The following is a 25,311-nucleotide window of genomic DNA, read 5'->3' as shown; positions in this document are numbered from 1 at the left end:
GAAAAGCAGTCAAAGAACAATCAAAGTTTTGATTCAGAGTGGAAAGATCTAACCCTGATTTATAAGCGCGAACTCTACCTAATCTTGTGCTATCTGGGTTTTGCAAATCACTAATAACTATAATACGTTAATCTCATAAGCATTTACATTTTTACCATAAGCCCAAAATGCCTCAATGGGTTGCTCTCTCCGCATCCCATGACTTCCCGGATGATTTCTCTAATAAAGATTAAATTTAAATTGTCATCCATTTGAAATAGAGCCAGGAATGCTATATGTTTGCCAAATATTGATTTATTGCCAAATCATTATCAAAACATGAAAACATACCGAAAAGAACTATGGTTTAATATCCCAGAGCGTATGGGATTTATTAATATCACAGATAAAGTCATTGAATGCTTAAAGGAAAGTAGTATTCAAGAGGGTATAATATTAGTCAATGCCATGCATATCACTGCTTCCGTATTCATCAATGATGATGAAAGCGGCTTGCATCAAGATTATAAAAAATGGCTTGAGCAAATAGCACCTCATGAACCCATTGGGCAATACCGCCATAATGACACTGGTGAGGATAATGCTGATGCTCATATCAAACGCCAAATCATGGGGCGAGAAGTGGTTGTCGCTATTACAGAAGGAAGACTGGATTTTGGCCCATGGGAGCAAATATTCTATGGTGAATTTGACGGCCGCCGAGATAAAAGAGTCCTAGTAAAAATTATCGGTCAATAAATAATGACTCGAATACATCATGAGTAATCGAAGCATAAAAGCTCGGGGCTTTATAAAACTTGCCCCCTTATTTTCGCCAAGGAAAAGGGAAAATCCTGACTCTGATCTGCTTAACTCGAGTGTACGGATCCATCAGACGTCACCACAGACTCTATCAGCCAGGGCATTAATCAACTGAAACCCATTTCCTTTCCAAGCGCTCCCATGCATACAGGCTAATACCTTGGGGTGTGTGTTTGCTAATTTTTCAAATAACTGGCGCTGGTTGCTTCCGTGGGCGTAGTAATCCATTGTTTGCCGCATTATTTCACTGCTTTCCAGAATATCCTCTTCTGTTACAGGCTTATGATCTGCCCCAGGCTGGGTAAATAAATCGCCGCAAAATAGTGTTTTGCTAGTGGTTTCAAACAAAAATCCACAATCCCACCCATGAGGTAAATGCGGTGCATCCAACCATTGTACGTTATGTTTGCCCAAAGAAACTTGTTCCAGATCACTCATGACTTTAGGGCTACGAATCGCTATATCATTAATTGAAAGCATCGCAGCGATTTGTCCACACAGAGGAACAGCATTAGGAGCCACTTTCAACCATTCATTTAACGAACCACATTCATCTGCCTCAAAATGTGAAAAAGCAATAAAGCATAAAGATTTTACAGGTATTAGCTTTGCTACAGCCTGGCTGATGGCAGGAAAAAGTTGTAAAGGGCCTGTATGAAATAGCAAAGGCTTCTTATCAACGATTAAATATTGATTAAACGAGAATCCACCAGGAACTACCTCTTGCGATATTGAAGTACTGATGCGATAGATGTCAGGTACCATTTCATCAATTCTTGTCATTGATTGTCCATCTGAGTTATTCATCCGTTCACCTTTATGATTAAATGACAGTTAACTGTTATGTCCTTTTACAAAATCAACAACATGAGAGACCAAATCCTGCCCTATTCGCACCCTCCCAAATTATTTAGGCCTGTAAATCCTGTTTTCATCAATTATCTTTCTTGATTCTACAGGGGATTCGTTTTTTCCACTCCAAAAACTAAAAAGCGATGGGAGGCGACGTATATTAATTGCTTTTGATAATTCGCTGTGGCTATTGTTTAATTCATTATCGACATCAAGACCTTTTTGATAACAATGTTCAAGTGCCTTAAAAATTTTATTTAGCTTCGCTTCACTACCCATCCAGTAAGGATTGTAACTTTTACTTCCTGCTTCCAGGCGGTTGATGACATGTAACAAGGCTGGATGCCTACTGTAGATATTTTTAAGCCTCTCGCGAGATAAATTTCCCCGTGGACAATGAATCTCTGGCGTTGCCCTCGTTTGTGTTTGAGCTTTGGTTATCGCTGTTCTCTTTATTTCTGGATGAAGCGCCTGGTTGAGCGCACAATATTGTATTGCAGCATCCTCACTCTGAGTTCTAAAGGTATATACGAAATTCGCTGCATGAATGATGTTTTGCGCACTTGCATTTACGAGTAAATACGCATAATTTCCATTTTCCTTTCCCCATTTTGCATGGGGGACAAGTAATCCGTGACCACTGGCTGTTAACTTTCCATTGCTGTCGGTAACCTGAAAGTGATTTGATTGAGAGGAATAACTAACCCAACCTGATTTTGTAGCCTCATAGTAAAGGGTTTGCCAATGACCAGCTCCTCCTTGAGTGCCAGTACGGAAAAAATAAACACCGCTTTTATTAAGAGTAGCGAGATCTTTTTCCAACGACTCCTGATTATTCCCACTTACCCATAGTGTTTTTTCTTCGTCTGGACTGAACATAAAAGCGGGTCCCAGATCAATTTGGATATCTTGGACATGAGTGTATTCAAAATCAAGATCACTGCCTAAAATCAACTGAGCAGCTTTCTTTATCATCATTTCCGCACAATTTTGGTTTAAAAAAACTTCTGCTTTCAAATTCATTGGTAAATCTCATCAAGCTTTTGATTTATTATAACGCAAATAAACCATAAAAATAGCAAAATAATGGTTTGGATTGTAAAACTCCGCATATTAAAACTTCGTCTTAGCAAGCAAGAAGAGGCAGGTCTTTCATTTTTCCTTACTAATCAATGCCGCCAAGAATCGTGTTAAAATGCCAAAGACAGAAATTCCGTTTAAAATAACTTGATTGGAATTGGTTATGAAAGAAAAAACCGTTAAACAATTTAAATTGTTTATTTTATATCAGGGGATTTATTGGCTTTTTGGTATTATTTCATGCCTCCTGATTTTTGGCTATGATGATTCAGTGCGTATGCTGTTTGCCTCGCCAAAATCAGATCTCAGCGGTGCTTTATTATTTTTCTCTTCATTTATTGCCACCGCTTTGTTATTTGTTTTTAAATACAAGACTTTTTCAGATCAACCTTATCCTTATTTTATTTTTGGGCTCTATGTGGGAAACGTCTCTTTATTGATGTTATTCATATTGGATGATTTTATTCGCGGACTCATCGTATGGAAATTCCCTGAATTCTTGCTTGTTTTCATTTCACCATTCGTTGAATTATTGCTCTCCTATATATTTTTTGGTTTTGCATTCTTGGCAATCATTCCAGCAGTTGCCAGTGCATTGATTCTCTATAAAGTCCAGAGAAAATTATTATTACAATCAACATAAATATCCAGAGTCTTTTTTTTCATTTGTAATCTCCCCCTTGTTCTCGCCAAGGAAAAGAGGAAGCCTGACTCTAATCTACTGATCGATTTATTTATTTCCCACAAAAAATATATTTTATATTAAAATGTATTATTTTATATTAAATCGCTATATTATGTATTTTTGGAGGGGGAATATGGGCATAGTAAAAATTTCAGACGAGTTGCACGAAGCGACCAAACTGATGGCAAGAGCCATGAGTCGGTCAATTAATTCACAAGCAGAATATTGGATTAGAATAGGAAAATTGGCGGAAGAAAATCCCTCCATTACCTATACTGACATTCTTAAAATTTTAGTCCATCAAGCTTCACTAGGTGAAATATACGATGTTAGTGAAGACGCCTGAAGAAATAGAAAAAATGCGAGTTGCCGGTCATTTGGCGGCATCTGTACTTGAAATGTTAGAACCCTATGTCATTGCAGGTGCAAGTACCAACGAGCTTGAGCAAATTTGTCGTCAGTATATTGTCGAGGATTTGAAAGCCATACCCTCGACGTTAAACCACTATGGGTTTCCCGCATGCATTTGCACATCGATAAATCACGTGGTCTGTCATGGCATCCCCTCCGATAAAAAACTTAAAAATGGTGACATTATTAATATTGATGTCACTGTACAAAAAGACGGTTATATTGGGGATACCAGCAAAATGTTTCTCGTCGGCAACGTAAAACCATTTGCTAAAAAGTTAGTAGAAGTGACACAAGAATGCCTCTACAAAGCTATTTCAATAGTACGCCCAGGGGTTCATCTCGGAGATATAGGAAGCATAATCCAGAATCACGCAGAACATCATGGATATTCGATAGTACGAGAGTTTGGGGGGCATGGCATTGGTAAATCCATGTGGGAAGATCCCCACATTATGCACTTTGGTAAACCAAATACCGGATTACGCTTACAAGCCGGAATGACCTTCACTATTGAACCGATGCTCAATTTGGGTCGTAAAGAAATCAAGACTTTAGGGGATGGTTGGACTGTCGTCACAAAAGATCACAAATTATCAGCACAATGGGAACATACCATTTTAGTGACTGATAATGGACATGAGATACTCACATTAAGAGCAGAGGAGCATCTTTAGACATTTCTCCTCTTGGTTTACCAATTGTTGTACCCCAAGCCTCGCGATAGAAAATGTATACTATAACCAAAATAAAGGAACCCTAGTCAACCAAGGGAAATAGCATGCCTTGTCAAAAATGTGATTCAGTGGCATCTCATCAATTATCAGGAACCTATCAGTTACACATCATTTAATTAAGACCTCATCATGAATCAAAGAGCTGGGATAAAGGATGACCTCATCGCCTAACTCTAAACCACTCTCTATTACCGCGTAATCCGGGTTATGGTATTTTATAGTTAACTTCTTCTTATAAGCTCTGTGCCCTTTGACGACAAAAACAGCCCAATCTTCTCCATCGCGAAATAAAGCACTCATAGGCACTACAAGAGCATGATTCGATTCAAAAAGAATGATTTCTACATCCACCCGATAACCATCGCCAAGATTTTTCCATAATTCATATGGGGTCGTGATATCAATGATGACATTGACTCGTTGTTCCTCAACTCCAAGCGCTGATATTTTAGTATAACCGCTTGGCTCAACAATTCGCACGCGCCCCTCCAAAGGATAAGGGCCTCCCCATCGTTTAATGATGACTCTTGCATGTGGAGGAATTTTTGCCGCATCATCACTTAATATGTCAGCCACGACTTCAAGACCAACCACATCGGCAATGTCCATAATTTTTGTGCCAGGCTCTACGGTAGTTGAGCTTTTTTCAATCACTCTCAAAATCGAGCCAGTGACAGGTGAACGAACCTCAATCTTGTCTTGCGGACTCGTTGCACTGCCCTCTGTTGCTGAAAGCGATGCTTTAACTTTTAAAATGTAATGCTCTGCAGCATGTAATTTTCGCAACGCGGCATTATGCTCTTTCTGTCTTAATTGATATTCCAACTGGGCATGTTCCAATTCTGTTTCCGAAACGAATCCTTTTTTTGCCAGCGGTTCCTTTCTTTTTAAATCCGACTTGGCCGTCTCCAGTGCTGCTTCAGCACGAATTGACTCTGCCTTTGCCTGTTCATACAAGGCCTCAGCCGTACCCAATTCCTGTTCTAACTCTTGCTTTGCTCGAATGTCTAGCAAAGCCGGGATTTTGGACTTAATAGTGGCAATTACGTCATCTTTTTTTACTTTATCACCTTCCGTCAAATTAATGCGCAACAATTCTCCTGACAGGGGAGACACAATAGTGTATATTTTTATAGCACGTGTTTTCGCATCATCTTCAATATACTGAATGAAATGATCATATTTTACTTTTGCCCTTTCAACTGGAATACCCTGGTGAGAAAGGATCCAAAGAACGACACCAAAAACTACGACTATTGCCAGAAAATACGCTATTAGTTTTTTCAAATTCAGGTTCATTGTCTTCATCAGTCTGCTACCTTTAATACGGCTGTCAAATTCAGATGGCTTGCTTTACGCTGAATAATATAAAAACTAATTAAACTAGAAAAAAATATAACCATAATCGAAATAACATAGGTTTTAGCTTCTATAACAAAAGGAATCTTAAACCAATCGGTTTGCATTAATTGCAGTATAGACCAGGACAACAAATACCCGGTAATTAATCCTAAAGGGGTAGAGATTATTATCTCAAACATGTGATTTAAAAACAGTAATGTGGATACTTCTCCCTGAGTAAATCCTAAAACTTGTAACGTAGTTAACTCCCTCGCTCTTTCTGCCAAGGTAATGCTCGCATTATTATAAACTACACTCACAGCTATAATGATGGCAAAACTCGCAAGAATGGTAGTAAACACAAGGATGTGTTTCGCGAAAGTTTCCTCAAATGTTTTAATAATGGATGTTTTAAAAGTAATAGTAGCTATCTTGGGTATTTCCTTTACCTTTTTATATAAATGTTTGACATGTTTCGTGTCTACTGTAATAGCCGCTGCATTGATTAAGCGATCCTCATTTAATAAACGGTTAAGCGCTTTGATTTCTATATAGGCGAACATTCCTACGTAGTCATTTATAATTCCTTGCACTGTCAATTGGGTCTTTGCTTTATTCCCTTCCAGAAGTTCGATATCAAGCCTGTCACCAACCGCCAAGTGCAATCGTTCTGCCAATCCCTCACTGATTAATAAACCCTGTTCAGGAATAGTCATTCGATTAAGATGCTTGTCTAATAAAATTTTTAATTTTGCATGTTCAGCGATACCAAACAGCGAGGATAACTCACTTCGATGTTGGTAAGTTAACCGAGCAGGAACAATACGATAACCTTCACTGCTCGTAACCCCGATAATTTTATTCAACTCCGCTACCGCTATTTTATTAACGGGATTATTAAAGCTAACCAGGGCATGTTCACGTTGTGCCATTATAAATTGGGTATTGATGAGATAACGTATCGCATCTTGCCAAAACAATCCCAGTATTACGATAGCCATTGCCAAGGCAATGCCCACACAAGTCAACATAGTGCGTAAAAAATGGCGCAAAATATATCGATAAACCATTTTGACACTACTGGGAAGTCTTGAAAAAAATTTAATTTTTTCAATCACAGTGGCTCGATACACGATAGGGGCAGGCGGTTTCATCGCTACGGCAGGCATGAGATTTATGACCTGGTAAATCGCGCGTAATGTTCCCAAAAGAGCAGCCAAAAGGCAAACCAGGATCCCAATGAGAGCAGCCAGAATGGAAAAAAGATAAGAGAACTTGGGAAACCTGAAATACTCAGTATAGAGCTCCGTCATCAAATTACCAAACCAGGCACCTAATGACACCCCAGCAAGCGACCCAATAACAATAATAATTAAAATTATTTTTATATAGTGGTAGGCAATCGCCAAATCACCATAACCCAATGCCTTTAGAGTTGCTATTTGCTCGCGCTCTTTACTTATTAAACGTCCTGTCACCAAATTTAATAAAAACGCTGCCACCATCAGGAAAACAGGCGGAATATAAGTGGCAATAATTTTTTGCTGTTTTATTTCGTTGGTTACAAATCGATCAGACACCTGATCTTTTCGTGAATAGGCAATGGTCAAACCATAAGAATGAAACATTCTTTCCAATTGAGCCATCACAAATTGCTCTGATGCATTGGGCGCAAGCTTAATACTGATGTCATTAAAAGCCCCCTGCATCCCAAAGGCGGTGCTTAATGCCTTTCTATCCATCCAAAAAATACCGAAATGCCTGTTGTCTGGAAGCAGGTCCTCCCCCCGAATGGCATACACATATTCAGGTGATAATGCAATCCCAACAATTTTTAACCGCTCTCTGTGCCCGTTTAATAAGGCAATGATGCCATCACCTGGTTTTAAATCATGGCTGTTTGCAAAGCTTTCATTCACCAGTATCTCATCATATCGATTGCTTTCAGGCCATCTTCCCTGACGTAAAAATAATTGATTAAGACCCGGTTTATTTTTATCCGATATAGATATAAAGCGACCAACAGCGGGCTCCGGCATCCAAGGCAAATCAAGCACAACATCTTTTACAATTCGGGTCTCTACTCGAGATACTCCTGAAATTTCTGTTATTCGCTTTTCCAAATAGTCAGGAGCTCTTTTCAATGAAGCAAATACATCTGCAAAATGATATTTTGAATAAAACTCTTGTTGTGCATTCCTTAAAGAAACATACGTATTCACTGATGCAATTAAAACACTGACTCCACTACACACAACTAATGCGATTGTGATGATTTGACTTCTTAATTTGATAACATCACGCCACAATTTTTTGTTTAATGCTGTTACCATTCTAATTCTTCTGGTTTGCGTTTGAATTTATTTTTGGATATGTTGCTTATGACACCATCGGCAATATGGATCACGCGATCTGCCATCTCGCTTATGACCATATTATGGGTAATAATGACAACAGTCGTTTTTAATTTTTGATTAGCCAAAGCAAGTGTCGCTAAAACAATTTTACCAGTCTCACAATCGAGCGCGCCTGTAGGCTCATCGCACAAGAGGACATCCGGGTTCTTGGCTATTGCTCGAGCTATCGCGACCCGCTGCTGTTCTCCTCCGGATAGTTGGGCGGGGAAATGGTTCATTCGATGTTCTAAACCAAGTAATTTAATTGCATCTTCCGGACGCATGGGGTTATCTGCGATTTCAGTGACAATAGAAACATTTTCCAAAGCCGTAAGATTCGAAATCAGATTATAAAATTGAAACACAAATCCTATATGCTCACGACGGTAGCGAGTTAAATCATGTTGACTGGCCGAGGTGATGAGATGATCCTTATAAATCACTTCACCAGATGAGGGGACATCTAACCCTCCAATAATGTTCAATAATGTTGATTTGCCACTTCCCGATGGCCCTAAAAATACGACCAGCTCTCCCTGATATAGGTCAAGATTTATGCTTCGTAAAGCATGAATGACTACTTCACCCATTAAATAGGTTTTAGTTAAATTTCGAATAACAAATGCTGGAATCTGTGACATTATAAAATCCTTTATTAAGTTAAGATTCGGATTGTTATTCCTCTTATCTTTACAATGCGCTTCAGCACTGCCACGCATTATCCAGTCAGATCACTTCCAAAAGAGAAAAACGGAGCAGTTTTTATGTATTTTTGTTGTGATCATTGAACATTCCTTGTTAATTCATCCCAGAAAGCTGGTTAATAAAATGAGGGGAAGTTAATTGGCACTATTTACCATGCCATAAGTAACCTATTTTAACCGGGTTTCGCTCAAAAGTCATTTTGCATGATCCTATGTCAGATCATATTGTCGCTAATTATTATCCAGGGAGAATCTGAGTAAAAATCTATTGATCAGGACTTACGAAAAACCCCAAGGTCAAGGCAAAAAATGTTGTTAATCAGGGAGATTAGATAAACTAAATGACCGAATTAAAAACATTTTTTAACAAAGAGATTGGGGTTTTTCGTAAGTCCTGTTGATGTTGAATTAAACCGATTGTGAATAAAGCTTTTCCAAAACCACTTCAAGGGCTTTGGCACTGGCTGAATCGGGGTCTTCATGGGCCAAGCACGATGCCTTTTCCAACGTTATTGTGGTCTTGTTAAAAAAACAATAGCGTCCAGCTCGACCTCCGCAAAGCCCTGGTTGATAATAGACAAAGAAATGCTTATGGAAAGCTGTGGGAGATAAGGTGTTAAATAAGTCCTTGATTTTATAGGTATCATGAATGAGTTGCCCGACCAGAAAGCCACCCAGATAGAACATCCACGGGCTGTTATCCGGTTTTAATACGGCGCGACCTAAGGAATCAGTTGGAAAATTCCACAGCGTTTCCCTGGGTTTTCTTCCGACACCGCTTAGGTTCCCTTCAATCAGTGTGTATTTAAAAAAAGGAGAGCGTGACAGTTGCTGGGCAAGACCGCCAGGGATTCCTGCTTGACAAGACTCAAGGCTCAATATTTTTGGCGCTTCCTTTAATCCATTAGTAGTTAATCGATCAATTAGACCAATTGCTGTGTCCCCCTGCATATACAATCCGGTATCATCTGATGGGGTTGTTGCTAATGAGGAATGCCCTATAATTGTCAGATGATCTGCCCTTGTGACGTGTCCTAATTCTTTGTCCTTTAATAAAATATAACCATGATCCTTGGCATTGGTTTGTTGCCCAAGCAAGGTTGCCTCAGCAGACTCTGAAACATAGGATGGGTGAAACCAGATGTATCGCTTCATAAATACAATTTATTTTATTAACCAAGGTGATCTCAAACAATACAAATTTATTTGTTTTTTGTAAATGCAAAATACAATATTTATTTTCATTTTGAATAAAAAATGGGGCATCTGAGTTAGGGAAAATGATTAGGGAATTAAGGCAAAAGGTTAGACCTGCCTCTTATTGTACTTATCCATCCCATCTCAGGTGTTCCAATCAAGTGCACCACATTATAATAGTCTATCCTATATAGTATTGGAGTATGTAAGAGAATGCCTTTAGGCAATCTCTTTAACATATTATTGATTTAAAAGGATGAGTATTTATGAAACCCACCCTATTTTTAGTATTAATGTGGATCTGCACTGGGTCTTTTGGGGCAGCTATCATGGTAAAAGGACTGCCATCTCCTTTAGAGTACAGTAATGATCTTTATTATTGGCCTCCAAATGTTGCTATCAGCCCTGACACTACCAATTTATTCATTACAATGGATGGTATCGACAAGGTGTGTTTCTTAAATACAGGACTCCAAGGAGGGTTAGAGCAAATTTCCGAGATCAGTATCATCATCAATGGAGTAAAAAAAGATTGGAATTGTTTCCCCTATACAACAACTATTCTTGAGGCTCGCCCATAGTAATTCCAAATCACCAAGCGCTATTTTCCAGATGGTTGAACACATATAAAGATTTCACCAGATAATAGGACTTTTCTTGCTCCCCTTTAGGTTAATTTAACAGCCTTTCACGTCTCAAATAGGGACCTTGCTCCAATCTACTCTTCTTTGGATAAGCTCACATTGTCCCTTTATAACCGTAAATTGTCCTTTTTAAACCACAGTTAAATTGATTTTTTACAGTACAATTAAGACACATTTTATTCATTTGTAATATTTTACGGGCTTTTTGATTTTAACTTACACCCAAACAACTTTTAACCTGAGGATAAATAATGAAACCTATAAAAAACAGTAATGAACATGTTGCTCCTGAAGATCAAGATCCCAGATTGAGCTACACTGAGGACGGTCGTCGCCCATTAACCAGCACAACATCAGCCAAACATCCTAATAGCTTATTTGGTAAACAGGAAGAACGCTCTGCAAGGGACAGTTACGATCAACATGGTAACAATGTTACTATGCATTGGACAAATGGCCCCTGGAATTAGTGCTCTAGTTAGTGGGTTGGGTTGTTTCGACCCAACCCACGCTTGCCAAAAAATTGCTCTTCCTGTTTAATCCATTAATATTAAAAACAGCAGGTACCTGGGATGGTAATCCCCTGCGATTTTGATTAGCATCAAAAGTAGAAATTTAAATAGATATATAATGAAATCAGTTGAAAGGGTATATTGGATGTCAATTTTTAATAAATTCAAAAAATTTTACAGATCCTCATCAGAGAACCGGACACAGATTCACCTGTTTCTTGGTTTTGTTATAATTCCAATAATAGGCATGACTATTTTATATATTTGCGTAAGAATATTCTGGATGTAGCAAAAAGAACTTTGATTTTTGACCAGAGTTTTAGAACCGATTAATAGCCAAATAGAAAAGCTATACTCTTTTCCTTACACAGTCCACAAACCCATCATATTAAGATATGATACATTGAGCTTATAATTTCTTTTTATACAGCACCTCCTTTAATAACGCTCCACCATCGTAAAACTCCTCAAGTTTTGATTTATCATTTAATTCAAAGCCTATACCTTCATAAAAGCTACGCGCTTGATTATTATCTGATAAAACCCAAAGCAAAGCTTCAGTATAGCCTAATTCTTTCAGGGTTTTTAACGCAGCGAGGGACAATTTCTTACCAAATCCTTGATGCCAAAAATTGGGGTGTATATAAATAGCACTAATCTCCCCTTTAGAATTATCCTCAATATCATCACGAAATGTACAAATACTCGCAAACCCAATTATTTGATTGTCAATTTCCAATGCAAGCACTGTTACGCCATTATTTAGTAGTTCATTCCATAGCTGGGTACGCTCAGGAATTGATAAACTATCAAGTACTATTTCTGGAATAAATTGTTGGTAAGCTTTTTTCCAAGAATGAACATGTACTGATGCAATCGCCTCCGCATCCAAAGAAGTAGCCTTTCTAATAGAAACATTAAACATGAATTGATGCCCCTTTATTTAGCTTTGGGTCTCGAATAATTTAATTTGTTTTACCATTTTTATGATAAAAGGGACAGTATACCAACCAATTAATCCCTCTGTAACATGACTCAATCTTAAAACAATACAGAAAAAACTACTGATTAGGAGTTAGAGTGTTATGTGCTTGATAAAATACCCCCGTATTTGGGAAAAACACGCTTTAATCTCTTGATTTATTAGGGTTTGTCATAGCCTTTAGTGATGGTCACTCCATAATATTGGCCATCTAATTGATTGATAATAAATAATTATTTAAATGTGGTTTTTGAAAAGGCCCCCAATTAGGCCCCATTCATTAAGTGTTACCCTTGGAATTGAACTAAATCCCAATAACTGGATGTTCTTCTGTTCGCGAACAGCGAACGCCTGTGATATAATTTATTTGTGTCATTTTGAGAATAATACCATGTTAAAGTCACAAGATTGCATTGTATTAATAAAGCTATTGGCAAATATCGGTAGTAACTTATCCCAACGTCAATTATCCGCTGCATTGGGGATTAGTCTATCTGAAGTTAATGCAGGCATAAAGCGACTAGAGGAAGCGGGGTTATTAAGGAAAGATAAACAAGGCAAACTTTTCCCTAATGTTCATGCAGCAGAAGAGTTTCTAATACACTCAATCAAATTCCTCTTCCCTGTAAAATTAGGTGAATATACTCGCGGTACACCCGCAGCAATTGCCGCCCCACTTTTTCGCGATAAAATCGCCTTAGGTAATGACCCCATTCCCGTTTGGCCTGATGCGATGGGAGAAGAGCGAGGTGTTGCGTTATTACCTATTCACCCTAATTTATCCAAAACGCTACGAGCAAACCCCGACGCTGCTTTTCATGAATTGCTTGTCCTAATTGATGTCATACGCTCGGGGCGTCCGCGTGAGCGAAACCTTGCAGCAGCGCTTTTGAAGGAAAAATTAAATCATGCTGGGTAATAATGTGAAATTGGCAAATCTAAGAGTGTTAGAATTTGTCGCGACAAAATTAGGTGATATTCGAAACGATGTTGTTTTCTTGGGAGGATGTACCACAGGTTTATTTATATCTGACCCTCTCGTACCGGACGTGCGCTATACACTTGACGTTGATTGTATCGTGGATGTTATTTCCAGGAATCAATACTACCAGTTAGAGAAAAAACTTAACAAACAAGGCTTCAAGAAATCCATAACGGAAGATGTTATTTGTCGTTGGTTTTATGATGATTTCATTCTTGATGTAATGCCTACTGATGAAACAATTTTAGGATTTGGAAATCGCTGGTATAAACAAGCAATTGAGTTCTCAAACATTTATCCATTGACTGACAATCTTGAAATTCGAGTTGTTACAGCCCCTTATTTTTTAGCAACCAAATTTGAAGCCTTTAAAACAAGAGGCAAAATGGATTTTTACGCCAGCCATGATTTTGAGGATATTGTATCCGTGTTGGATGGACGCATTGAAATAGTAGATGAAATTAAAAACGCTGGTTCAACCCTGCAAGAATACTTGATTAAATCACTACGAGAAATCATGACCTCCCCATCGTTTAAAGGCGCCATTCCTGGCCATTTCTCTCAATACGGAAGTATTGCTAATGATCGGATTGAATTACTCGAGCAAAAGCTAACTTCTATACAGAGTAAGTAACATCAAACTTGTCTAATGAGCGCAAAAAACTTTACCAAGAAATTATTAACACCAGCAGCAATGGTGTATTACTAAGCGGTGATATTGCAGAAGCACCCAGCATCAAAAATATACCGCGAGAACTGTCAGATTTTATTGTAGGTCAGCATAGGTCAGGGTCAGATCCTGAACAATCCCACAGACCACTAGACCTTTAGCTGCGACCATGTTGAGCAGTCTCAACTTGTTTCCAACCATTTTTAATAATCACTACAATTTATTCATTGCCCTCAGGAGAGAAGGATCATTCGAAGTAAACTTAAAGTTCTACTCATAGCCAAAGATCAACTACTGTGTAAAAAAACTTTAGGGGTGTTGCTTGGATTATTAACATTTAAATCCTTCGTACTATCTGTTACCTTGCTTTGTACAGGATTAGAATAAAATCCATAACTTAGCGACTTTTTTCTCCGAGGTGAAATTTTTGATCGACCAACCGTCTCTGTGCTCTTGGCAAGCTCATCAGATTCTTTAAGATTTACTGAATTGTCATTCGTTTGGTTAGAGTCGGATAACTCTATGGGGAGTGAGAATCTTTGGGCCCTTGAAGGTATTATGGGTGAATTTTTGGAAGGAATCGGATCAGTTGACAAAGAACTGAAAAACCTCATTGCGGGTTTTTCTGCATCTATTACAGGACTAGAATAAAATCTAACACGTGACGATTTATTTTTGGGTGACAAAATCGTTGATCCGCCACGTATCTTAATGCCTTCATCAGCTTCTTGAGGGCCATTAAGACGATCCGGATCGTCTTATATTTGGCTTGGAATAGATGCTTCCTTACTCATGAACCATCTCTTTATTTTTGGGCGAGTTAAATTTTGGCTAGTCCTTGGATCTATAGAGGATATTTTTTCAAACTCGGCCTTAAGTTGAGACAATTTTAAAAGTATATAATATTGATTGATTTGTTCGGATTGGTAGATGGGATAATAAAATTGATTGTAAATCTTGATAAACGATTTTAATGCATTCTCCAGCGACTTCAGAAGGGACTCTAACGCATTGATATCCCGGGTTTTATGATCAAATGAACATAATTTATCATAAAACCAAGCGGTTAACTGGATCCCACATTAGCTGATTGGATGTAACTCCCCACGGTAGACAATATTAGGAATAAGGTTATTGTTAAAATATTGCTCATCGAGGGTTGTAAATACCTTGGCTGGGTCTTCTAAGAAATCATCCAAACTAAGAATGTCAGATTTTCTAGGCTGAAGCCTAAGTGATTTATAATACAGCATATCTTCATCAGAAGGCTGGTAATTATCCAAAAACTGAAGCAAATGTGTTTGATATTGAACAACTTCAAAATTAACCAACCACTTGATTTGGGCTAATTTAGTCAGTGTTTCTCCAACAGTTTCTATTTGGAAGAGTTGGGTTTCGTTTTCCATAGCAAAGGTAAGATCACTAAGAATGAGTCCTAAAAAAGGCAAAGCCTCTCGACGAGATAGTATGCTGCGCATGGTTTTGTAATTTTTATCGGGCGCGATGATGTCATTAATTTCTCGAATCGTATCTTTTTCTTGTTCTGTTAACATAGAAAAATAATTGCTTAATCGATTCATGATGCTTCCATTTAATATGCTTGAAATGAGCATTAGGCTGTTTAAATCAGGCAAATTATTCGTGTCTAAAGAACAAACTGATTTGGCCAACTGAATAAGAAATTGTATGGCATTTACAATATTGCTTGGTGGTTGGGTAATAATTTTTGTAAGAAAATAATTATTAAGGCGATTAAAATAACCAGCAAATTTAGTAATAGCAGGAGTTAAATGCTCCTCTTTTTTTGATGACCGACTACCATTATGAAATTCACCCAAGGGAACTGTTTTATAAAATTCTATGGTTAACATTTTAAGTTCATGAGCAATTATCTCAATTTCTTGCTTACGATCTGATGCTTTTTTGGCTAGAGCATGTTCTACTAATTGGTCAAATGATTCCGTACCTGAGTGGTAATTTATCTCGGCATAATAACAATCCAAGTGACAATAATTTTTTATCCAATGATAGTTATGATAATGAATAAATTGATCGATTAACTTATTTAAATTTTCACCAACTAGCCCTAATCCAAATTTTTTATCCGTGTTGCATTTAAAAAATAATTTAAGCTCTGAATCTAAATTTGCATTGGGTTGGTATTTATTAGAGACGGCATAATAACTTAGCAATTGAAAGACAATATAATTTGCAACAAATTTTTGATTTACATTTAAGGATTGATATAAATTCCTTAAACAAATTATAAATTCTTCAAATAGAATTTTACTTTGGAGTCCAATGACTTGATGCGAGATTTTTATTAGGTCATATTGATGAACCCCATAAGCCATTTCCTGAGGCGTAAGGATTAGCCTAATGATTTCTAACAGATCCTGATTCATCTCTTTTATCGGCGTAAAGTCGATGGAATTACTTTGAAAGGAGGATTTATAAATTTCAGAAATGATTAAGACAAGTATTGCTTCCTTCACCTTCATTTTTTTTTCAAGATTTTTAGCCAATTTTCCATGCATTATTGGATATAACTGATTCAAAATATCACGTAGAATTGCCTTATTATTTGACGCGCTCCTTATTGAATTATATAGATTTTGAACATTAACACTCCTTGTTTTCAGGCAAAGCATGCAAAATTGATTTTTTAGTTCTTGATACTCAAGTGAATAACGATTTTGTTCGTATGCCATGACTAATTGTTCAAAAATTTCACTTAATTTTTTCTTATTTTTTTCTTGCTAAAGCTGCTTTTTTGTTTTGTCTCTTTTCTTTTTGAACTCGTGGTTAATGGTGCGTCAGAAAGCTCCAAGTGAGTAGTGGCTTTTTCAGATGTTAAATGACAGCTTGATGGATTTTGTGATGTTAATCTAGGAAATGATTTCCCAACCCCTCTTGAAAGATCGGAAAGTAAAGTGTGTGATAAATCCAAAGCCATGATACGGTTAATCTCTTCACTACATAGTGCATGTTTTACTTTTTCATCATTATGATAAATCAAGTCAAATGGGGTTTTTAACATGTAATTCATTTGAATTTTAATATTTGGATGCTTGGCGAGGGTATAAATAACCTCAATATTTTCATTGATTACAGCTTCATGTAAAGGAGTATTGCCTAAAGAGTTGCGTAGATTTAATAAGTCCGGCAAACGGTCAATAAACAAAAAAGAGAGGCGATTATTTTTAGGCTTTCTTATCGAATAGTGTAAAATGGAATCATGGTTCCTATCGGCTTTCATTGCAAGAGTTATGAATTTATCAATTTTTAACAACTCTTCAATGACAACGACTTTATTTTTCCTAACTAAGACATAAAAAAGAGAACGCTTACACTCAAAGGTCAAATTAAATAAAGTAGGATCTTTAAGATGCCATTTAATCAGTTTTCTGGAGATAGATTTTTCTTGCTGATCAGAGTTGACTAACTGAAGTATTTTATTGTGCATTCATAAACTCCTTTTTTAAATCCACATCCAGCTAGATTTTAGACAGGTTCAATGATATCGAACAAAACTCACCTGATATTAAGAGCTATAAAGCCCGATATACACAGAGCAACAGGCGACCGATAATAAAGATAACCTCAAGTTTTTACAAGGATTTTTGGAATGGAGCTGACTATATTGGAATGTTAGTGATAGCAGGAATCGAACCCTTTACCATACATTTGAGCGGGAATCACGAAAAACCATCAAAGACCATGAAAAACCACATGAGCTTTGGGTTATCACATCTTCACTAAAATACGTGAAGTTGTCTTTCATAGGCTGAAATTGTCTGCAAATGGTACCGGTTATCAGCACCTTAATTTATATGTATTATGCAGCTTCTAATTCAATATGAACACGTTGTCCAATAGCAGCAGCAATATTGACCAAGGCATCTAATGAAAATCTAGAAATGCGACCACGTAACATTGACGTGGTCACGAAAAACAATGCTATTAGAGTTTAGCATTTATAAAGATTAAAATTGAACATGACCCTTTTTTACCAGGATCCCGGCCGAAGATCTAAATGCTCTTCAGCTTCAAATTTCAACCGATAATCAGTTGTTGATGGCTCTATCTTCAGGACTCGCTGGTCGAAATCCCTTTAAGTATCGTCTTATTTGTTGTGATACTGCATCATAGATAATAAGAGCTCCTTCCAATTTGAAAAATAAACTTATAGACAAATAGATGCTTCCTAAAATGATAAAACTACTAAGGAGGGAAATTACTCTAATATAAAATATCGGACTGTAAATTAGCCCCACCCCATGAGTTAAAATAATTAAACCGAGACCAGTCACTATAGTTGAGGCAATTCCACTGTAAATGAGATTACTAATAAATAGTTTAAATTGTATATTATATAAACGTGCAAAAAGACAGAATAAAATTGCACCATTTACTAGAGCAGAAAGAGCGGTAGCAAGTGCTAAGCTTTTATGCCCCATTCCTAATTTAAAAATAAATAAATAGTTTAAAGAACTATTCAGAAGAACAGCAGTAAAACTTACCATCATAGGCACCCATTTTTTATTAATCGCATAAAATGCCGGAGCAAGCACCTTAATGCATGAATAAGCAATAAGTCCTATAGCATAAGCTTGTAAAGCAAGGGCAGTTTGAATTGAGTCTTGGGGAGTAAATTTGCCATGCTCATAAATAAGGCTCACAAGAGGCTGAGCAAAAATAAAGAAGAATAGAACAACGGGCATAGTAAGAAAGACAACGAATCTTAAGGCCTTACTTAATGTATCGCCTAGGAGATTATCATCGTTTCTTACCGCAATACGAGAAAGTATAGGTAAGGTAATCGTAGAAACCGCGACTCCAAAAATGCCAATGGGAAATTGCACTAAACGAAAGGCACTATTTAACCAAGTCACTGCTTCTGCGCCAAGATAAGACGAGAACATAGAGCTAATGCAAACATTAATTTGAACAGCACTTGCGGCTATAATGCCTGGGATCGTTAAAGCGCATACCTGTCGTACTTCCGTATCATTCCACCGAAAATCGGGCTTAAAGCGATAACCTATACCCCATAAACTAGGAAGTTGTACTAATAATTGTAATGCGCCACCTAATAATGTCCCTATGGCAAGCCCAGCAAGGGCAGGTATACCAAAATGAGAATCAATGATCCATCCTATCAAAGCACCTCCAATAATGGAGCCTATATTAAAAAAACTAGAAGCTAATGCGGGAATACCAAAAATATTCTTTACATTTAACAGGCCCATTATTAGCGCAGACAGACTGATAAAAAAAATAAAGGGATACATTATCTGTGTTAAAAAAATGGTAGTAACGATACTTTCTTCTGAAAAACCCGGGGTTAAAGCCCTAATAATATTTTTTGCGTATACAATTCCTAATAAACTAATTAGTCCCATTATCACAGAGGTTAAAGTAAATATCTTAGAGGCAAGCTGCCAAGCAGCTTGTTCCCCTTTCTTTTCTATGGTTTTTGAAAAAACAGTAATAAATGAAATAGACAAAACCCCTTCAGCAAAGAGATCTCGAAGCAAATTAGGGACACGAAAAGCAACTAAAAATATACCCATTAAACCAGCACCAAAAAGATCATTTAATAACACTTCACGAATGACACCTAAAATCCTACTGCACAGTACGGCCATCGTTATGGTGCCAGTCGCTTTAAAATTAAGTTCGTCTTTATGGTGCATCTATTATCCTAATAAGGGAGAATCAATATAAGGTTGCGTCATTGGCATGAAAGCTGCCTCGTTGCCGCATTAGCGTTCTGGATAAAGCGCTATTTTTTTGAAACTCCATTCGACCATGCAACCAAAAACGGTTGTTAATTAGTAAAATACTACCAATAGGAATATCAATTTCTAGGATATGGTTTGAGGCTTCTAAAGAGTGTTGTATTTGATAAATTTGCTCCGCCTCCTCTATATTGTGGGGATAAACAAATCGATCAACAAACCGTATTGATTTCTCTTTATCTTTGGTTTCTAAAAACATGGCATAGATGCTATCTTCATTACCACATTGATACCTAGAACTACTTTTAGATGAACTTGGAGTAGAAAAAAATCTAAACACTTTTTTATCCATCATCTTATAAAATTGTTCGTATTCCTCCCAGTCAGCAATATGTAATAATCGAGTTCGTCCTCCCGCTGCCGCAATTTCATCCATTTTCATAAAAAATATCCAATCAGGTACTTTATTCATATAAGCACCATCAGTATGCATTTTAAATTGCTCATAGGGCCGGAACAAATTAGGAACTTGATTATCTGTATGCTTTACAGTGAAAATCGCGTAATGCTTACCAGAAAGAGGGTCTATATCCGGATGACCTAAAAGATAAGAGACTGCAATGGACATTTTGATATAGTTTGATTCGCTTAAATCGCCACAATGAATCATAATACCGCCATGCTCATAATCTTTTAAGATATTAAGAAGCATCGCTTGAAGATGAAAAAGTAATTCAAACTCCTTAGCCATTAAAAAACGAAAATAGGGAATATAGTCTATATCGGATAGAGAAATATTTTTTACTGCGCCAAGATATTTATCGATGAGCTCTTGTTGTAAAGAAAGTATATAAATTCGTTTGGATTGCTTTATTGTATTTAATTGTATATCCATATTATTCTGCCAATACTCCAAACCATTTTTGCACTGTTTCCTCGCCCAGATAATCATAGGTAAAGGATAAGAATTTAGAAAAATCGTTTGCAAAATCTTGTTTATTAACCTCTAATTTTTGTTCATTAGTGGTTGGGGAATGATGAAAAAAAATATCTAGATAATTCTTACAAAATGCAGCGTAGTCTTTTGTAAATAATAAAAATGTATGCCACATATCATCAATTTCTTTCATCTCGGAATGTATGCCGCAAATAAAATCCAATTCAGTATTGGTTGGCGCACAAAGCTTTTCAGCTTTGTGCTTTAAGGACAACCAAAAAAACTTCATTAACTCCTGAAAAGCTTCTTCAGAAGTTAAGCGGTTATTCGGATAATCCATTGTATAGCGTTCTAATACATTCTTATTACGATAACTAAGTAAATGCTTAAGAACTGGTACCATTTTAAATCCTTATAATTAAGCGCAACCGATACAAGGATGGCATTTTCTGGTACATTGAACACATTTAGTCATTTCAAATGCCGCCATTTTTTTGTGTAGGATTTTCTCAATTAATTTTTGTTTCATTTTATTTCTCCTTTTAATTATTATTTTTGTAAAACTGTATTTTTCTCTAAGTTCTTTATCCTCCTGCTTTGAATAAGTATGAGATTGCTTAATTATTCACTTGATAAAATAAATGAATTAAGTTGTTTAAAGTGTGCTGCTCAAGCTTAGATTTCCCTTTTTGGACACTAAGTATTGTTGCAACTTGGCTCCCTATAATTTGGGCTAATTCCTCAATCATATAATGTTCTTTTAACAAGCTTTTAATTATTAATTGCTGCACCAGTTGCTCCTCTTTTAAAAGAAAAAACACTTTACGGTTTTCTTGTATCTCTTTGAGATTATTCACAAATCATCCAAGTTAGTTTAGGTTCGGCAAATTGACTATAAATAAAAATGAATCTCATTGTCCTCTTCTTGGGTTATTATTAAGTGATGAAATTGTTCTAAAGGTCATGGCAATAGTTCCCGTTTTAATAGTGATTAGGCGAAAGCTGCTGCTTGCATATGTTTATCAAATTCAAAGCCACCAATTTCTATAGCTGCTTTTTGCAAACACAAAATACAGCTTTCTAAATATCAAATACCTCTTGTTCTACATTCATCATGGTTTATTCTGATGAGCGATAATGCTATTAAATCATCATTTAAGATCAGGTGCATTCACCTAGGTGCAAAGATAAGAAAAAAGTGAAAATATTTTTTTAGGATGAATCGATTAATTAAAATATCTATTAAAATCGTAGTTAATCAGTAAGTGTTTAGTAAGTTTTACATAATCGGTAAAGACCTGTTCCAGGTTAGAATCATGCAGCTCCCGGTCTTTTAACCAATTAAAAAAATCCTCTCCTTTTAGCAAATTATACTCCTCTCTAAATTGTTCAACCTGATATATAAGTTCATACTCTGTGATTGTGTACGTTTGCTCATCAAGAAGAGATAGTAAGTGTTGATAATGGAGCGTATTCTTTTTTGTTTCTGAAATTGAGAGTAATTTAAGAATATTTTCAGCCCGCTGTTGCTCCACCTCACCCACTGCTTGCTCACCATGGGCAAGATTCTCCCAAATAGGTGATAAAGTACATTCAATTAATTTTTTTTCAAAAAGAGTAAATTCTCTTTTTTTTGTATCCAAATCAAAGACCAAAGAAGGAGTGTTTTGTTGACTTAAAAAAAACAATAATGACTTTGCATCTTCCTTTTTTACATCCATATAATTTGACTTAATCAAGTCATAAAGCCCAACTGGCACGTGCTGAGCAACTTTCTCCCATGTTCTTTCAGCATAAAAAATGGAGCGTAACGAATTTAAAACCTCTTTTTTATTAGTAATATTTAGTAGTTCAAGCGTTAAACGGATATTGATTAAAGGAATAGTTTGCAAGTTATTGAATTTAGAATAAGCAATAGCTACTTCATCGTCACCATCTATTTCTTCATTTTTATACATCTCATATATTCGTCCATGCCCCCTCATACCAAAAGAATCCAGCTCCGCGGCTCTCAAAGCACCCATTGAAGCCGCTCCCCAAACCTCAATACCGTAGTCTAATGCTGTTAATATTTCTTTATGCCACACAGAAGGAACCCAGGAAAAATTTCCATCGATGATAACTATCCGTTTATACCCTGCTTTTATTGCTTTAAGCACATCTCCTTTTTTGATTGAAGATAAATACGTCGCGTGGGGAAGTAGATGCATCGCCTCTTGATAGGCTAAGGAAGTTTCTAAAAAAACGACTGTTTCATGCATGACTTATCAAATCCATAGAAACTAGTTTTACTTTTAAAATGCATATTTCTTTGTCATAGTATTTATAAACTAAAATATCCTGATTCTTCCTCTTAATCTTTTCAAACAGAACCGAAAGGGCATCCTCTATCGTCTCTACCGAATAATTGGGCAACTCAGCAAACCCCTTTTTATCTATGACAACAGGAAACTCATTAGTTTTAAAATCATACTTAGTATGAGTCAAGTCATCGCGCGAGCCTGCTATTGTAGTTACTCTCGATTGAATGGCCTCAGTCAGTGCACGATTTAAAGCTATTTGTTTATTGAGATGACATCCAGCGCCTTTAAATAGTATTTGATTTTCAAAAGGATTTTTTGATTTAATCAATACCTCAAACGAAGGAATTTCATAGGTATTTTCATGAAAGTAAATATGACAATCAAATTTTTTTATTATATTTTTTAATATCTTGAGATTAACTAAAGCAACCTCAAATATCTGCTGTGCATTTTGTCGTTCTATTACCTCTAGAATTCCGTGTAAAAGAGCCTCTTTATAATTATTTCCCCCCGCAAGTCCAGTTGTATCAGGAGAGTAAATCAATACTTCTGGCAAATAAGAATTTAGTGAATACTCAGCAAAAGGCACGAGAATGGTCTTTTCTGCAAATACTAATTCAGTTTGTACCCAATTCATTGGGCGTGATGAATCACTAAAATGTACAGACTTTGAAAGATGATTTATTGGTAAAAAAATAGCTTTACGTTGAACTAACTCAAGCTCTGACTTATTAGTTACTTGTGGGACTAATTCTTCAGCAAAATATACTTCAATAGACTCCATCAATGCTGAGCACTGAGCCGCTACTTTTGTTAATCCTTTTCCCTGACTCGTGGTTATCGATTTTGCTCTAGGCCTTATTGCAGTGTAGACAGGAAGCGCCGCATAATCTAAATGGGTTAAATCAGCTAATCGTGTAATGCCCGCCAGCTTTTTGAAAGGAGTCAATATGCTTAGTGTTTCGCCGTAATTGCGAACTCTTAAAGACGTATCTGTATACTCAAAAATCATTTAGAAAGCCTTTCATTAAGATAATAGGCATCAACGCCTAAGGTTCTAAGTTCTGATACAAATAATTTACTTCGATACCCTGATGCACAATAGAATACCAACTTTTTATCTTCATAAGATAGGAAAAACGAATAATCAGTATTCTCTTTAATAGGAAAAAATAAATCATCATCTAATTTAGCAAGCTTTCGTTCTTCTTTTTGTCTTATATCAACCAGAAAATGTTTGGTTCTATCAAGCTGGTCCAGTGTAATTGCATAATCAGCGCATTGATTTTGCAGATACCTTAAGCTGATTTTTCTTTGTTTACATGCAAAACAGTTATTATTTTGCTTTATGGGCATGGAAGAGATATTGAAGTTTTTTGCATCAACTATTCGCATCTGTGGTACTTTCTCATTCTCTATCTTAAGTAAATAATTTAAAGCAAGATTAGCAGCCATGGTTCCAGCTATTCCTGTCACCGTGCCTAACACACCTGCTTCAGAACAATTAGGAACTACACCTATAGGTGGTGGATTGGGGTATAGACAACGATAACAAAGCTGCTTTGTATCAAATAAAACAAGCTGGATTATATTGACCAAAATACTACAGCTTATAAATACTTTATTCTTTAAAACGCAGATATCGTTAATCAGGTATCTCGTTTCAAAATTATCTGTACCATCAATGATCAGATCAACATCTGATACTGAAGAATAACCAAAATCTACATCAAATTTTTTAGTGTGTGTCTCTATAACCACATTTTCATTAACATTACTTAAGACATCCTTCGCTTTTTCGGCTTTGTAACACCCAATATGGGCTTCATTAAATAAAATTTGTCTATGCAAATTAGAAAGATCCACTTTATCATCATCGACAAGAATTAACTTCCCAACTCCAGCTGCGGCAAGATATTGAGCAACGGGACTCCCTATTCCGCCAAGCCCAATGATCATAATTGCTGCATTATTTATTAGTTTTTGACCTTGCTCACCAATAACGGAAATTTGGCGTTTGTATCTATCCACTCTCCTACCCCCCTGAAATAGAGGTAACAATACAGATCTCATCATTAGGATTAAGAGTAATATCTTTGATGGATGATATCTGCTCTGAGTTAACAAATACCGAAATGTATCCCTTCGAACAACCCCCTTCATCAAACATCTTTTCAAAATTCTCTTTATAAAATTCTGTTAATAATTGTTGTAAATTGGATTTATTGGAAACTAATTGGATTTTTTTTCTATCTGAATTAAACTCTATTAATTGATATTCATACATTCTTATAACCTGTAGATTTTTATATAAACGACATATATAATTTATT

Annotated in this window: 26 protein-coding genes and 1 pseudogene; 9 read left to right on the top strand and 18 right to left on the bottom strand. The window is 36.4% G+C overall.

Annotated features, from left to right (window positions below):
* Window positions 1-318 precede the first annotated feature (318 nt).
* Entirely contained in the window at window positions 319-738 is a 420-nt protein-coding gene (locus EL201_RS00915) for a secondary thiamine-phosphate synthase enzyme YjbQ (RefSeq protein ID WP_027223275.1), read from the top strand.
* Window positions 739-870: 132 nt separating this feature from the next.
* Here the strand turns inward: EL201_RS00915 and EL201_RS00910 are convergent, their stop codons facing one another.
* The gene (locus EL201_RS00910) at window positions 871-1,608 is read right to left on the bottom strand and encodes an FprA family A-type flavoprotein (RefSeq protein WP_027223274.1); all 738 of its coding nucleotides are present in this window, start codon (window positions 1,606-1,608) and stop codon (window positions 871-873) included.
* An 80-nt stretch (window positions 1,609-1,688) separates the two neighbouring features.
* Window positions 1,689-2,676 (bottom strand): annotated as a pseudogene (gene ravD / locus EL201_RS00905) (Dot/Icm T4SS effector deubiquitinase RavD).
* 220 nt (window positions 2,677-2,896) lie between these two features.
* Between ravD and EL201_RS00900 the strand changes: the two are divergent.
* The 3 genes from EL201_RS00900 to map all read left to right on the top strand — a co-directional run bounded on the left by EL201_RS00900 (window position 2,897) and on the right by map (window position 4,506).
* Window positions 2,897-3,376 carry a hypothetical protein gene (locus tag EL201_RS00900; RefSeq protein ID WP_027223272.1) on the top strand — a complete coding sequence of 160 codons (480 nt, stop codon included), beginning with the start codon at window positions 2,897-2,899 and terminating at the stop codon, window positions 3,374-3,376.
* 175 nt (window positions 3,377-3,551) lie between these two features.
* A complete protein-coding gene (locus EL201_RS00895; RefSeq protein WP_010945919.1) occupies window positions 3,552-3,764 on the top strand; it encodes a ParD-like family protein in 213 nt (70 codons plus the stop codon).
* Window positions 3,745-4,506: a type I methionyl aminopeptidase gene (gene map, locus EL201_RS00890; RefSeq protein ID WP_027223271.1), complete on the top strand. Its 762-nt coding sequence runs from the start codon at window positions 3,745-3,747 to the stop codon at window positions 4,504-4,506. The genes EL201_RS00895 and map overlap by 20 nt, the downstream gene beginning before the upstream one ends.
* 168 nt (window positions 4,507-4,674) lie before the next feature.
* Here map and EL201_RS00885 read toward each other — a convergent pair whose 3' ends face one another.
* The 4 genes from EL201_RS00885 to EL201_RS00870 form a co-directional block, all read right to left on the bottom strand.
* A complete protein-coding gene (locus EL201_RS00885; RefSeq protein ID WP_027223270.1) occupies window positions 4,675-5,874 on the bottom strand; it encodes an efflux RND transporter periplasmic adaptor subunit in 1,200 nt (399 codons plus the stop codon).
* On the bottom strand, window positions 5,874-8,240 hold the full coding sequence (locus EL201_RS00880; protein ID WP_027223269.1) for an ABC transporter permease: 2,367 nt from the start codon (window positions 8,238-8,240) through the stop codon (window positions 5,874-5,876). The genes EL201_RS00885 and EL201_RS00880 overlap by 1 nt, the downstream gene beginning before the upstream one ends.
* Window positions 8,234-8,944 (bottom strand): ABC transporter ATP-binding protein, encoded by a 711-nt coding sequence (locus tag EL201_RS00875; protein WP_027223268.1) that lies wholly within the window; start codon window positions 8,942-8,944, stop codon window positions 8,234-8,236. Before EL201_RS00875 ends, EL201_RS00880 begins: the two co-directional genes overlap by 7 nt.
* Window positions 8,945-9,415: 471 nt before the next feature.
* Window positions 9,416-10,162, bottom strand: a complete 747-nt coding sequence (locus EL201_RS00870) for a hypothetical protein (protein WP_027223267.1) — start codon at window positions 10,160-10,162, stop codon at window positions 9,416-9,418.
* Between the two features lie 308 nt (window positions 10,163-10,470).
* On the opposite strand from EL201_RS00870, the gene EL201_RS00865 reads away from it, so the two are divergent.
* Both EL201_RS00865 and EL201_RS00860 read left to right on the top strand, forming a co-directional pair.
* Window positions 10,471-10,785 carry a hypothetical protein gene (locus EL201_RS00865; protein ID WP_027223266.1) on the top strand — a complete coding sequence of 105 codons (315 nt, stop codon included), beginning with the start codon at window positions 10,471-10,473 and terminating at the stop codon, window positions 10,783-10,785.
* Window positions 10,786-11,099: 314 nt separating this feature from the next.
* Window positions 11,100-11,318 carry a hypothetical protein gene (locus EL201_RS00860; RefSeq protein WP_027223265.1) on the top strand — a complete coding sequence of 73 codons (219 nt, stop codon included), beginning with the start codon at window positions 11,100-11,102 and terminating at the stop codon, window positions 11,316-11,318.
* 451 nt (window positions 11,319-11,769) lie between these two features.
* Here the strand turns inward: EL201_RS00860 and EL201_RS00855 are convergent, their stop codons facing one another.
* Window positions 11,770-12,285, bottom strand: coding sequence for a GNAT family N-acetyltransferase (locus tag EL201_RS00855; protein WP_027223264.1), 516 nt, complete (start codon window positions 12,283-12,285; stop codon window positions 11,770-11,772).
* 448 nt (window positions 12,286-12,733) lie between these two features.
* Between EL201_RS00855 and EL201_RS00850 the strand changes: the two genes are divergently transcribed.
* The 3 genes from EL201_RS00850 (at window position 12,734) to EL201_RS15910 (ending at window position 14,645) form a co-directional block, all read left to right on the top strand.
* Window positions 12,734-13,261, top strand: a complete 528-nt coding sequence (locus EL201_RS00850; protein ID WP_027223263.1) for a winged helix-turn-helix domain-containing protein — start codon at window positions 12,734-12,736, stop codon at window positions 13,259-13,261.
* A complete protein-coding gene (locus EL201_RS15775; RefSeq protein ID WP_231955112.1) occupies window positions 13,251-13,958 on the top strand; it encodes a hypothetical protein in 708 nt (235 codons plus the stop codon). Before EL201_RS00850 ends, EL201_RS15775 begins: the two co-directional genes overlap by 11 nt.
* Before the next feature lie 558 nt (window positions 13,959-14,516).
* Entirely contained in the window at window positions 14,517-14,645 is a 129-nt protein-coding gene (locus tag EL201_RS15910) for a hypothetical protein (protein WP_256365506.1), read from the top strand.
* Between the two features lie 431 nt (window positions 14,646-15,076).
* Here the strand turns inward: EL201_RS15910 and EL201_RS00840 are convergent, their stop codons facing one another.
* From EL201_RS00840 to EL201_RS00790, 11 genes are all read right to left on the bottom strand, one after another.
* Complete coding sequence (locus EL201_RS00840) at window positions 15,077-16,705, bottom strand: RasGEF domain-containing protein (protein ID WP_027223261.1); 1,629 nt, start codon at window positions 16,703-16,705, stop codon at window positions 15,077-15,079.
* A 23-nt stretch (window positions 16,706-16,728) separates the two neighbouring features.
* Entirely contained in the window at window positions 16,729-17,460 is a 732-nt protein-coding gene (locus tag EL201_RS00835) for an ankyrin repeat domain-containing protein (protein WP_027223260.1), read from the bottom strand.
* A 372-nt stretch (window positions 17,461-17,832) separates the two neighbouring features.
* A complete protein-coding gene (locus EL201_RS00830) occupies window positions 17,833-17,943 on the bottom strand; it encodes an XRE family transcriptional regulator (protein ID WP_197712597.1) in 111 nt (36 codons plus the stop codon).
* A gap of 118 nt (window positions 17,944-18,061) precedes the next feature.
* Window positions 18,062-19,693: a murein biosynthesis integral membrane protein MurJ gene (gene murJ / locus EL201_RS00825; protein ID WP_027223259.1), complete on the bottom strand. Its 1,632-nt coding sequence runs from the start codon at window positions 19,691-19,693 to the stop codon at window positions 18,062-18,064.
* A gap of 22 nt (window positions 19,694-19,715) precedes the next feature.
* Window positions 19,716-20,633 (bottom strand): carbon starvation induced protein CsiD, encoded by a 918-nt coding sequence (locus EL201_RS00820; RefSeq protein WP_014843136.1) that lies wholly within the window; start codon window positions 20,631-20,633, stop codon window positions 19,716-19,718.
* Window position 20,634: 1 nt separating this feature from the next.
* Complete coding sequence (locus tag EL201_RS00815; RefSeq protein ID WP_027223258.1) at window positions 20,635-21,078, bottom strand: UCP032817 domain-containing protein; 444 nt, start codon at window positions 21,076-21,078, stop codon at window positions 20,635-20,637.
* Between the two features lie 214 nt (window positions 21,079-21,292).
* On the bottom strand, window positions 21,293-21,532 hold the full coding sequence (locus EL201_RS00810; RefSeq protein WP_014843134.1) for a hypothetical protein: 240 nt from the start codon (window positions 21,530-21,532) through the stop codon (window positions 21,293-21,295).
* Between the two features lie 369 nt (window positions 21,533-21,901).
* Window positions 21,902-22,936: a TfuA-like protein gene (locus tag EL201_RS00805; protein WP_027223257.1), complete on the bottom strand. Its 1,035-nt coding sequence runs from the start codon at window positions 22,934-22,936 to the stop codon at window positions 21,902-21,904.
* Entirely contained in the window at window positions 22,929-23,990 is a 1,062-nt protein-coding gene (locus EL201_RS00800) for a YcaO-like family protein (RefSeq protein WP_027223256.1), read from the bottom strand. Before EL201_RS00800 ends, EL201_RS00805 begins: the two co-directional genes overlap by 8 nt.
* Window positions 23,987-25,009: a MoeB/ThiF family adenylyltransferase gene (locus EL201_RS00795; RefSeq protein ID WP_014843131.1), complete on the bottom strand. Its 1,023-nt coding sequence runs from the start codon at window positions 25,007-25,009 to the stop codon at window positions 23,987-23,989. The genes EL201_RS00800 and EL201_RS00795 overlap by 4 nt, the downstream gene beginning before the upstream one ends.
* 4 nt (window positions 25,010-25,013) lie before the next feature.
* Entirely contained in the window at window positions 25,014-25,265 is a 252-nt protein-coding gene (locus EL201_RS00790; RefSeq protein ID WP_027223255.1) for a MoaD/ThiS family protein, read from the bottom strand.
* Window positions 25,266-25,311: the final 46 nt, after the last annotated feature.

Origin of the sequence: Legionella pneumophila subsp. pascullei (assembly GCF_900637585.1) — a bacterium.
Classification (GTDB): Bacteria; Pseudomonadota; Gammaproteobacteria; order Legionellales; family Legionellaceae; genus Legionella; species Legionella pascullei.
The sequence above is the reverse complement of the archived record's forward strand: the minus strand, read 5'-3'. Positions and strand labels throughout refer to the sequence as shown.